This is a genomic window from Streptomyces sp. NPDC054863, assembly GCF_053610825.1.
In genome coordinates this window covers 1-11,301 of record NZ_JBSGZD010000264.1, presented here as the reverse complement: position 1 = coordinate 11,301, position 11,301 = coordinate 1, and the positions used below count along the sequence as shown (strand labels likewise).

Genomic DNA, 11,301 nt, shown 5'->3' with positions numbered 1-11,301 from the left:
CCGTACGGGCGTCGTAGCAGCTCACGGACCCAATAGGTCTAAACCAATTTCCGGATGGCTCTTGTCACCAGGGCCCCGGACTGATGAGCTAGGTCCCGGGACACATCGGACGCCCTGGGAATGGGAGATGTCGTGAGCAACGAGAGCTTGGCCAATCTTTTGAAGGAAGAGCGCCGCTTTGCTCCTCCTGCCGAGCTGGCCGCCAACGCCAACGTCACGGCGGAGGCGTACGAACAGGCCAAGGCCGACCGGCTCGGCTTCTGGGCCGAGCAGGCACGCCGCCTCAGTTGGGCCACCGAGCCCACCGAGACGCTCGACTGGTCGAACCCGCCCTTCGCGAAGTGGTTCGCGGACGGCGAGCTCAACGTCGCGTACAACTGCGTGGACCGCCACGTCGAGGCGGGCAACGGCGACCGCGTCGCGATCCACTTCGAGGGCGAGCCGGGCGACAGCCGCTCCCTTACGTATGCGGAGCTCAAGGACGAGGTGTCGCGCGCCGCGAACGCCCTCACCGAGCTGGGCGTACGCAAGGGCGACCGCGTCGCCGTCTACCTCCCGATGATCCCCGAGGCCGCGATCGCGATGCTGGCCTGTGCCCGCGTCGGCGCCGCGCACTCGGTCGTCTTCGGCGGCTTCTCCGCCGACGCCGTCGCCTCCCGCATCCAGGACGCCGACGCCAAGCTCGTCATCACCTCCGACGGCGGCTACCGGCGCGGCAAGCCCTCCGCGCTGAAGCCCGCGATCGACGAGGCCGTGGCGAAGTGTCCGCAGGTGGAGCACGTACTGGTCGTACAGCGGACCAAGCAGGAGACGGCGTGGGACAGCGCCCGCGACGTGTGGTGGCACGACATCGTCGGCCGCCAGTCGACCGAGCACACCCCCGAGGCCTTCGAGGCCGAGCACCCGCTCTTCATCCTGTACACGTCGGGTACGACGGGTAAGCCCAAGGGCATCCTGCACACCTCCGGCGGCTACCTCACCCAGGCGGCGTACACCCACCACGCGGTCTTCGACCTCAAGCCGGAGACCGACGTCTACTGGTGCACCGCCGACATCGGCTGGGTGACCGGCCACTCGTACATCGTCTACGGGCCGCTTGCGAACGGCGCCACGCAGGTCATGTACGAGGGCACCCCCGACTCCCCCCACCAGGGACGTTTCTGGGAGATCGTGCAGAAGTACGGCGTGACGATCCTCTACACCGCGCCGACCGCGATCCGTACCTTCATGAAGTGGGGCGACGACATCCCCGCGAAGTTCGACCTGTCGTCGCTGCGCGTCCTCGGGTCGGTCGGCGAGCCGATCAACCCCGAGGCGTGGATGTGGTACCGCAAGCACATCGGCGCCGACAAGTGCCCGATCGTGGACACCTGGTGGCAGACCGAGACCGGCGCGATGATGATCGCGCCGCTGCCGGGCGTCACCGAGACCAAGCCGGGTTCGGCCCAGCGCGCACTCCCCGGTATCGCTGCGACGGTCGTGGACGACGAGGCGCGTGAGGTTCCCAACGGCGGTGGCGGCTACCTCGTACTGACGGAGCCGTGGCCTTCCATGCTCCGGACGATCTGGGGCGACGACCAGCGCTTCATCGACACGTACTGGTCCCGCTTCGAAGGCCGGTACTTCGCCGGTGACGGCGCCAAGAAGGACGACGACGGCGACATCTGGCTGCTGGGCCGGGTCGACGACGTGATGCTGGTGTCCGGCCACAACATCTCCACCACCGAGGTCGAGTCCGCGCTCGTCTCGCACCCGTCGGTCGCCGAGGCGGCCGTGGTCGGTGCGGCTGACGAGACGACCGGTCAGGCGATCGTGGCGTTCGTGATCCTGCGCGGCACGGCGTCCGAGACCGACTCCCTGGTCGCGGACCTGCGCAATCACGTCGGTGCCACGCTCGGCCCGATCGCCAAGCCCAAGCGGATCATGCCGGTGGCCGAGCTGCCGAAGACCCGCTCGGGCAAGATCATGCGCCGTCTGCTGCGCGACATCGCCGAGGACCGGGAGCTGGGCGACGTCTCGACGCTCACCGACGCGTCCGTGATGGGACTGATCCAGGCCAAGCTGCCGAGCTCGGCCGGTGGCGACGACTAGTCACACCAGCCTCGTACTTCCTGCACGTCTCGCACGTCTCACACATCCGGCACGTCTCACACTTCCGGCACGTCCGGCATGTCCCGCACGTCCCCTGAACAGCTCAAGGGCACCCCGCGCTCCCCGCGCCGGGTGCCCTTTTCGCTCGTAAAGTGAAGATCGCCGGATACGCCCTTGCGCACCACCGGTAGAGTTGCCCACGCGTCAGGAACGCGTCAAAACTCAACAGGTGCGCCGGGAAGTCTGGTCGGCAATGTGCTTCATGCTGCCCACCGACCGGAGGTTTTCCCCGTGGCCGCGTCCACTCCCCCCACCAAGAGCAAGTTCCTCGGACGGCTCCCGCTCCCCGAGCGGACGTACGTCGCGGACGCCCTGCGCACCGAGACGGTCGGCGGTGTCCTGCTCCTCGTGGCCGCCGTCGCGGCGCTGATCTGGGCGAACACCTTCGGATCGAGTTACGAGTCGCTGCGGGGTCTGCACCTCGGTCCCGGCTTCCTCGGCCTCGACCTCTCCGTCCAGCACTGGGCGGCCGACGGCCTCCTCGCGATCTTCTTCTTCGTCGCCGGCATCGAGCTCAAGCGCGAGCTCGTCGCGGGCGAACTGCGCGACCCGAAGGCCGCCGCCCTCCCCGTGATCGCCGCCCTCTGCGGCATGGCGGCCCCGGCCCTCGTCTACGTACTCGTGAACGTCATCGGCGACGGGAACACCAACGGCTGGGCGGTCCCGACCGCGACCGACATCGCCTTCGCGCTCGCCGTCCTCGCCGTCATCGGCACCTCACTGCCGTCCGCGCTGCGGGCCTTCCTGCTCACCCTCGCCGTCGTCGACGACCTCTTCGCGATCCTGATCATCGCGGTCTTCTTCACCAGCGACATCAACTTCGCCGCGCTCGGCGGGGCCGTCGTCGGCCTGGCCGTCTTCTGGCTGCTGCTGCGCGCGAACGTACGCGGCTGGTACGTGTACGTGCCGCTGGCGCTGGTGATCTGGGGCCTGATGTACAACAGCGGCGTGCACGCCACGATCGCCGGTGTCGCGATGGGCCTGATGCTGCGCTGCAGTCGGCGCGAGGGCGAGGAGCACTCGCCGGGCGAGCACATCGAGCACCTGGTGCGGCCGTTGTCGGCGGGCCTCGCGGTGCCGCTGTTCGCCCTTTTCTCGGCCGGTGTCTCCGTGACGGGTGGTGCGCTCGCCGATGTGTTCACCAAGCCGGAGACGCTGGGTGTGGTGCTGGGTCTGGTGGTCGGCAAGGCGGTCGGCATCTTCGGCGGTACGTGGCTGGCGGCCCGCTTCACCAAGGCGGAACTCAATGACGACCTCGTCTGGCCGGACGTCTTCGCCATCGCCTCGCTGGCCGGTATCGGCTTCACCGTCTCCCTGCTGATCGGCGAACTCGCCTTCAGCAACGACCTGGAGCTGGCCGACGAGGTCAAGGCGGCGGTCCTGATCGGATCGCTGATCGCCGCGGTTCTGTCCGGCGTGCTGCTGAAACTGCGGGTCCGCAAGTACCGTGCGCTCTACGACGAGGAAGAGCGCGACGAGGACATGGACGGGATCCCGGACATCTACGAGGTGGGCAAGCCGGACTACCACCTGCGGATGGCCGAGATCTACGACGCGAAAGCCGCGGAGCACCGACGGCTGGCCGAGCAGTGTGCGGGTAGCGGGAACAACGAAGAAGTGCTGGGGGCGTCGCGCGACGACGGCACCGGTCCGGCATGATCTGACTGCAGATCCGATGAGCTTGAACTTCGAGCTTGCACAGAAGCTTGAACAAAAGAGGGAGAGAGCGATGAGCGACCCCGCCCGCAACGCCCACGGCGTCGAGAGCGCCGAGCGCAGCCTCGGTCAGTTGGTCGCCACGGCGACCACCGAGATGTCCGCGCTCGTGCACGACGAGATCGCGCTGGCCAAGATCCAGCTCCGGCAGGACGTGAAGCGCGGTGCGGTCGGCGGCGGGGCGTTCGGCGCGGCCGGCGCCGTACTGATCTTCTCGCTGCCCATGCTGAGCTTCGCACTGGCGTACGGGATCCACGCGTGGAGCGGCGGCTGGAACCTCGGCTGGTGCTTCCTGCTCTCCTTCGCCGCGAACGTGCTGGTCGCGGGCCTGCTGGGACTGATCGGCGTCATCTTCGCGAAGAAGGCCAAGAAGGGCCGGGGCCCGCAGAAGGCCGCCGCCGCGGCCAAGGAGACGGCCGCCGTACTCGGGAATGCGAAGCCGCACCCCCGTCAGGTGCAGGACAACACGTCCGTTGTGGCACGCTCGTCCGTATGACCGCCCTTGATACCAACGGCTCCGGTAATTCCGCTTCGTCCGCCGCCTTCCCGGCCCCGACGTCCGCCTCCTCCGTCGTACGTCTCGACGGCCCGTGGACGCACCGGGACGTGGCGGCGAACGGCGCGCGTTTCCACATCGCGGAAATGGGAGACGGTCCGCTGGTACTTCTGCTGCACGGGTTCCCGCAGTTCTGGTGGACCTGGCGGCATCAGCTGACGGCGCTCGCCGAAGCCGGTTTCCGGGCGGTGGCGATGGATCTGCGCGGAGTGGGCGGCAGCGACCGTACGCCCCGTGGCTACGACCCGGCGAACCTCGCACTGGACATCACGGGCGTCGTACGGTCCCTGGGCGAGCCGGACGCGGCGCTCGTCGGGCACGACCTGGGCGGGTACCTGGCGTGGACCGCGGCGGCGATGCGGCCCAAGCTGGTGCGCCGGCTGGCGGTCTCGTCGATGCCGCACCCGAGGCGCTGGCGCTCGGCGATGCTGGCGGACTTCTCGCAGTCGCGGGCCGGATCGTACATCTGGGGATTCCAGCGGCCTTGGGTGCCGGAGCGTCAACTCCTCGCGGACGACGCGGCGTTGACGGGGCGGCTGATCCGGGACTGGTCGGGACCCCGGCAGCCGGACGACGCGACGATCGACGCCTACCGCCGGGCGATGACGATCCCGTCGACGGCACACTGCTCGATCGAGCCGTACCGGTGGATGGTGCGGTCGATGGCGCGGCCCGACGGACTCCAGTTCAACCGGCGGATGAAGACGCCGGTGCGGGTGCCGACACTGCATCTGCACGGATCGCTGGACCCGGTGCTGCGCACCCGCAGCGTGGCGGGCTCCGGCGAGTACGTCGAGGCGCCGTACCGGTGGCGGCTGCTCGACGGGCTCGGGCACTTCCCGCACGAGGAGGACCCGGCGACCTTCTCCAAGGAGCTGGTGGACTGGCTGAAGGACCCGGAGCCGGACCGGTAAACAACCAGCAGGCGACCGTCGGGCGACCGAGGGCCACCGAAGACACCGTCCACCAGAACGCTTGTACTACGAACAGCCAAATGCCTCCCGCATAGGCCAATTGGCGGCCCGTCAGGTGATTACCGACCTTGGACCCCGGGCACACGTCGGGGTATGGGCTGGACGCACGACTACGGTGACGCAGCACGCAACCGCCGCTCGGCCGCAGCGCCGATCACCTACGAGAGGGGACGCCCCCACGATGAGGGCCATCACCACCCCGGTCAGGCGATTGGCATTCCACGCATCCTCCGGCGCCGCGCCCGGTGGATGTCGGCGCGCCTGAGGCATCAACGGAGCTGATGCTCCTCTCGGGGGCGGGCCCGCTCCGGGTCAGTCCTTCCTGAGGTAGTCAAGTCCCGGGTGTGCGCCCCGGTAGCCCTCCAGCAGCCTGCGCGCCACCTGGACCGAGTCGACGAGCGGGTGCAGGGCGAACGCCTTGACCGCTTCCCGCGCCGACCCGCTCTCCCCCGCTGCCAGTACGCAGCGCTCCACGGCCTTCACGGCGGCCACCAGGCCCGCCTCATGGCCGGTGAGCTGCGACACCGCGACGGGGCGGGCGCCGGCCGCGTCGACCACGCACGGGACTTCGATGACGGCTGCCTCGTCGAGGAGGCTGAGCACGCCGCTGTTTCGGACGTTGAGGATCAGCGTCGTGCGTTCGTCGCGCGCGATGGCCCGCATCAGGGCCAGTGCCACGTACTCGTACCCGCCGGACTCCAGGTCGTCGGCCGTGCGCTCGCCCGCACCCGCCGCCTCCCGGTTCTCCGCCATGTACGTCGCCTCGCGCTCGGCCCTCGTACGGTCCCAGGCGTCCCAGGCGGCGCCTTCGCGTACGGCAGGACCGGCTGGGTCGGCCGGGTCATGACCGGCCGCCAGCTCGTCGTAGAAGCGTGCCTGCTGGTCGTGGAGGAAGGCGCCGCGGGTCTGCTTCGCCTGCCGGTAGGCGGTCACCGCTTCGCGGTTGAAGTAGTAGTAGTGCAGGTACTCGTTGGGCACCGAGCCGAGCGAGCGCAGCCAGTCGGTGCCGAAGAGCCTGCCCTCCTCGAAGGACGCCAGCCGGTCCGGATCGGCGAACAGGTCCGGGAGCACGTCGCGGTCGTCGACGTACAGCCCGCGCAGCCAGCCCAGGTGGTTGAGGCCCACGTAGTCCGGGCGGGCGGCGGCGGGGTCCGCCACGCCGAGGGTGCGGGCGACCCTGCGGGCCAGGCCCACCGGGGAGTCGCAGATGCCGATGACGCGGCTCCCGAGGTGGCGGGACATGGCCTCGGTGACCAGGCCGGCCGGATTGGTGAAGTTGATGACCCAGGCGTCGGGAGCCAGCCGGGCCACCCTGCGGGCGATGTCGACGGCGACCGGGACCGTACGCAGGCCGTAGGCGATGCCGCCCGCGCCGACGGTCTCCTGGCCGAGCACTCCCTCGTCCAGGGCGACCCGCTCGTCGGCCGCGCGGCCCGCCAGGCCGCCGACCCGGATCGCCGAGAAGACGAAGTCCGCGCCGCGCAACGCCTCGTCCAGGTCGGTGGTGACCGTGACCTCGGGTGCCGGGGGCGCGTCGGGGACGCCCTCGGCCCGGGCACGGGCCGCCTGGTCGGTCAGGACCCGGGCGATGGCTGTCAGCCGGGCCGGGTCGAGGTCGTGCAGGGTGACATGGGTGACGCGGCCCTCGGCACGGTCGCTCAGCAGTGCTCCGTACACCAGAGGGACGCGGAATCCGCCGCCGCCCAGGATCGTCAGTCGCATGCTTCAGCCTCTCAGGTCGGGGCGCCGGTACGGATCAACCCGTGGGTTGGCTTTCGCCCTCCACCCACGGGTTGATCGGCAGACTCCGGCAGGTCGCGGTCCGCGGAACGTCTCAGAGCGCGCAGCCCTGGGTGTCCACCTGCTGGTTGGCGGCGCGGCCTGCCTTGATGTCGTTCTGGATCTCGTCCGCGGTCAGTGCGTACCCCGTCTGCGGGTCGTCCAGGGACTTGGCGAAGACGACGCCGTACACCTTGCCCTCCGGGGTCAGCAGCGGGCCGCCGGAGTTGCCCTGGCGGACCGTCGCGTACAGGGAGTAGACGTCGCGGCGGACCGTGTCGCGGTGGTAGATGTCGGGGCCCTTGGCGTTGATCCGGCCGCGGACGCGAGCGGACCGGACGTCGTACGCACCGTTCTCCGGGAAGCCGGCGACGATCGCGCCGTCGCCGCTGCGGGCGTCGCCCTCGGTGAACCGGAGCGGCTCGGCCCGCAGGTCCGGCACGTCCAGCACGGCGATGTCGCGCTTCCAGTCGTAGAGCACGACCTTCGCGTCGTACAGCTTGCCCTCGCCACCGATCTGGACGGTCGGCTCGCTGACTCCGCCGACGACGTGCGCGTTGGTCATCACGCGGCGCTCGGAGAACACGAAGCCGGTGCCTTCCAGAACCTTGCCGCAGCCCGGCGCCGTACCGACGACCTTGACGATCGACTTCTTGGCGCGGGCCGCGACCGGGCTGCCCGCGAGCTTCGGGTCCGGGGGCTTGACCGCGGTGATCGGCTCGTTCGAGAACGGGCTGAAGACCTGCGGGAAGCCGTTCTGCGCAAGGACGGAACTGAAGTCGGCGAACCAGGTGCTGGCCTCGCCGGGGACCACCCGGGACACCCCGAGCAGCACCTTGGAGCTGCGCACCTCCTTGCCGACGGTGGGCAGCGAGGTGCCCGCGAGGGCCGAGCCGATCAGCCAGGCCACCAGCAGCATCGCGACAACGTTGACCAGTGAGCCACCGGTCGCGTCCAGGGCGCGCGCCGGGGACCAGGTGATGTGTCTGCGCAGCTTGTTGCCGAGGTGGGTGGTGAAGGCCTGGCCCACCGAGGCACAGACGATCACGATCACGACCGCCACCAGGATCCCGGTCGTGGAGTCGCCGAGGGACGAGCCGTCGGAGAACCACCCCCAGATCACCGGCAGCAGATAGACCGCGACAAGACCGCCGCCGAGGAACCCGATCACCGACAGCACGCCGACGACGAATCCCTGGCGGTACCCGATGACCGCGAACCACACCGCCGCGACCAGCAACACAATGTCCAGGACGTTCACGCCCGCCACCCTGTCATGTCCGTCATGCGTGCCAGTCGAGCGGGACCTCGCGGGAGCGGTCCCAGGGCCGCTCCCAGCCCGCGAAGTGCAGCACCTTGTCGATCACTCCTGCGGTGAATCCCCACAGCAGCCCGGACTCCAGGAGGAAGGCGGGGCCGCGGTGGCCGCGCGGGTGCACGCTCGTCGCCCGGTGTGCCGGGTCCGTGAGGTGCGCCACGGGGACCGTGAAGACGCTCGCGGTCTCGCCCTGGTCGACGGCGCCGACCGGGCTCGGTTCGCGCCACCAGCCCAGCACCGGCGTCACCACGAAGCTGCTGACGGGAATGTAGAGCCGGGGCAGCACTCCGAAGACCTGCACACCGGAGGGGTCCAGTCCGGTCTCCTCCTCGGCCTCCCGGAGTGCGGCCCGGAGCGGACCTGTGGTCTCCGGATCGCCGTCTCCCGGGTCGAGGGCCCCGCCGGGGAAGGAAATCTGCCCCGCGTGCGAGCGGAGGCTGCTCGCACGCTCCATCAGGAGCAGCTCGGGGCCCTCCGCCCCCTCGCCGAAGAGCACGAGGACGGCGGACTGCCTGCCGGACCCGCTCTCCGGCGGCAGGAAGCTGCTGAGCTGCTCGGGGCGGACGCTGCGGGCGACCGCCGCCACCGGGTCCAGCCAGGCGGGCAGGCCCCGGTCGCTGACGGTGTCCTGTGCTGCCTCTGCCGTCACTCCGGTCGCCGCCCCGCTCTCGTACGTCCCGCTACTTCTGTGCGTCCCGCTGTCCGCGTACGTCCCGCTATCCGCGTACGTCCCGCTGTTCTCGTGCGTCCCGCTGCTCCTGTGCGCCTCACTCGCCTCGCTCACCGCCGCAGTACTTTCCGCGCCTGTACGTCCCATGTCCACCCCCGTACGATCCCAACGTCCGTCCCCGGCACGATCGTTCCGGACTCCGCCGCTGTTTTCGGAATTCGGAGCCCGGCCGGGGTCACTTTCCGGCCGGTCCCGCTCCCATCGGCTGCGCGGGCTTGCCACCGGCGTCCAGGAAGGACTGCGGGGGCTTCAGCCGCTGCCCCGGGTAGCCGCCCTTCTCGTACTTCAGCAGCTTCTCGGCCTTCTCCGGATCCGTCTCGCCCTCGCCGTACGAAGGGCAGAGCGCAGCGATCGGGCAGGCGCCGCAGGCGGGCTTGCGGGAGTGGCAGATCCGGCGGCCGTGGAAGACGACACGGTGCGAGAGCATCGTCCACTCGCTCTTCGGGAAGATCTCGGCGACCACCGCCTCGACCTTCACCGGGTCCTCCTCGTCGGTCCACTTCCAGCGGCGCACCAGGCGGCCGAAGTGCGTGTCGACGGTAATGCCGGGGACCCCGAAATAGTTCCCGAGGACGACGTTCGCCGTCTTCCGGCCCACTCCGGGCAGCGTCACCAGGTCCTCGATCCGGCCCGGCACCTGCCCGCCGAAGCTGTCCCGCAGTGCTGCGGAGAGTCCGAGCAGGGACCTCGCCTTGGCGCGGAAGAAGCCCGTCGGCCGGATGATCTGCTCCAGCTCCTCCGGCACCGCCGCCGCCATGTCCTCGGGCGTCGGGTACGCCTCGAAGAGGGCCGGGGTGGTCTGGTTGACCCGCAGGTCGGTGGTCTGGGCCGAGAGGACCGTGGCGACCAGCAGCTGGAAGGGGTTCTCGAAGTCCAGCTCGGGATGGGCGTACGGGTAGACCTCGGCCAGCTCGCGATTGATCCTGCGGGCACGACGGACCATCGCGAGGTGCGATTCGGGCTTGGACGGTTTGGTCCTGGCCGGCGCCGGTCCGGCTGTTTTCACGGCTCTCTTCGGCTCCGCCGCGGTTTTCTCGGGCTTCGCGGCGACTTTCTCGGGCTTCGCTGCAACTTTCTTGGACTTCGCCGCAGCCTGTTCGCCCACGGCAGAATTACGTCCTTCCGTCACCTGTCCAGCCCCCTTGACCTGCGCTCTCACCGGCTTGTTGGACACCCGTCCAGCCTAGAGGCAGGCACCGACATCCGCCTTGGTCACGGCCTGATGCCTACCCAATCGGCCCCCTGAAGCACGACCAGGCCCCGCAGTAAGTCATCCTTAGTGATTGATCGCACTGTTTTACCGTCCGGCATCATGGGGACCACGGTCCCCTGAGCAGGTCGACAAGGAGAGAACACGTGGACGACGTTCTGCGGCGCGCCCCGCTCTTCGCGGCGCTCGATGACGAGCAGGCCGCGGAGCTGCGCGCCTCCATGAGCGAGGTGACCCTCGCACGCGGTGACGCCCTGTTCCACGAGGGCGACCCCGGTGACCGCCTCTATGTGGTGACCGAGGGCAAGGTGAAGCTTCACCGCACCTCCCCCGACGGCCGGGAGAACATGCTGGCCGTCCTCGGCCCCGGTGAGCTGATCGGCGAGCTTTCGCTGTTCGACCCGGGCCCGCGCACCGCCACCTCGACGGCCCTGACCGAGGTCAAGCTGCTGGGCCTCGGCCACGGCGACCTCCAGCCCTGGCTGAACGTACGCCCGGAGGTCGCGACCGCGCTGCTGCGTGCGGTGGCCCGTCGGCTGCGCAAGACCAACGACCAGATGTCCGACCTGGTCTTCTCCGACGTGCCGGGCCGCGTGGCCCGTGCGCTCCTGGACCTGTCGCGCCGCTTCGGCGTGCAGTCCGAGGAGGGCATCCACGTCGTGCACGACCTCACGCAGGAAGAGCTGGCCCAGTTGGTCGGCGCGTCCCGCGAGACGGTCAACAAGGCACTCGCGGACTTCGCGGGCCGCGGCTGGCTGCGCCTGGAGGCGCGGGCCGTGATCCTGCTGGACGTGGAGCGCCTCGCGAAGCGCTCGCGCTGACGCGGCTGCTTCTCGTACGTACGAGGACGGGGCGCCCCCTTTGCGG

The 11,301-nt window shown here is 69.8% G+C and carries 10 protein-coding genes; 6 read left to right on the top strand and 4 right to left on the bottom strand.

The genetic code is table 11. The features are described from left to right. Positions 1 to 120: 120 nt before the first annotated feature. The 5 genes from acs (at position 121) to ACWGIG_RS31145 (ending at position 5,679) form a co-directional block, all read left to right on the top strand. Positions 121 to 2,091, top strand: a complete 1,971-nt coding sequence (gene acs / locus ACWGIG_RS31165) for an acetate--CoA ligase (RefSeq protein ID WP_453325035.1) — start codon at positions 121 to 123, stop codon at positions 2,089 to 2,091. A gap of 291 nt (positions 2,092 to 2,382) precedes the next feature. Then, positions 2,383 to 3,810 (top strand): Na+/H+ antiporter NhaA, encoded by a 1,428-nt coding sequence (gene nhaA / locus ACWGIG_RS31160; protein ID WP_453325034.1) that lies wholly within the window; start codon positions 2,383 to 2,385, stop codon positions 3,808 to 3,810. A gap of 70 nt (positions 3,811 to 3,880) precedes the next feature. Further along, entirely contained in the window at positions 3,881 to 4,363 is a 483-nt protein-coding gene (locus ACWGIG_RS31155) for a phage holin family protein (RefSeq protein WP_453325033.1), read from the top strand. Further along, on the top strand, positions 4,360 to 5,337 hold the full coding sequence (locus tag ACWGIG_RS31150; protein ID WP_453325032.1) for an alpha/beta fold hydrolase: 978 nt from the start codon (positions 4,360 to 4,362) through the stop codon (positions 5,335 to 5,337). Before ACWGIG_RS31155 ends, ACWGIG_RS31150 begins: the two co-directional genes overlap by 4 nt. 153 nt (positions 5,338 to 5,490) lie before the next feature. Then, positions 5,491 to 5,679 carry a hypothetical protein gene (locus tag ACWGIG_RS31145; protein WP_453325031.1) on the top strand — a complete coding sequence of 63 codons (189 nt, stop codon included), beginning with the start codon at positions 5,491 to 5,493 and terminating at the stop codon, positions 5,677 to 5,679. Between the two features lie 30 nt (positions 5,680 to 5,709). Here ACWGIG_RS31145 and ACWGIG_RS31140 read toward each other — a convergent pair whose 3' ends face one another. The 4 genes from ACWGIG_RS31140 to nth all read right to left on the bottom strand — a co-directional run bounded on the left by ACWGIG_RS31140 (position 5,710) and on the right by nth (position 10,230). After that, positions 5,710 to 7,119 carry a 6-phospho-beta-glucosidase gene (locus ACWGIG_RS31140; protein WP_453325030.1) on the bottom strand — a complete coding sequence of 470 codons (1,410 nt, stop codon included), beginning with the start codon at positions 7,117 to 7,119 and terminating at the stop codon, positions 5,710 to 5,712. Between the two features lie 112 nt (positions 7,120 to 7,231). Continuing rightward, a complete protein-coding gene (locus ACWGIG_RS31135; RefSeq protein ID WP_453325029.1) occupies positions 7,232 to 8,437 on the bottom strand; it encodes a MarP family serine protease in 1,206 nt (401 codons plus the stop codon). A gap of 22 nt (positions 8,438 to 8,459) precedes the next feature. Then, a complete protein-coding gene (locus tag ACWGIG_RS31130; protein ID WP_453325036.1) occupies positions 8,460 to 9,143 on the bottom strand; it encodes an NUDIX hydrolase in 684 nt (227 codons plus the stop codon). Between the two features lie 256 nt (positions 9,144 to 9,399). Next, entirely contained in the window at positions 9,400 to 10,230 is an 831-nt protein-coding gene (nth, locus tag ACWGIG_RS31125; RefSeq protein WP_453325028.1) for an endonuclease III, read from the bottom strand. A gap of 350 nt (positions 10,231 to 10,580) precedes the next feature. Here nth and ACWGIG_RS31120 point away from each other — a divergent pair, with 350 nt between their 5' ends. Further along, complete coding sequence (locus ACWGIG_RS31120; protein WP_185033934.1) at positions 10,581 to 11,255, top strand: Crp/Fnr family transcriptional regulator; 675 nt, start codon at positions 10,581 to 10,583, stop codon at positions 11,253 to 11,255. Positions 11,256 to 11,301: the final 46 nt, after the last annotated feature.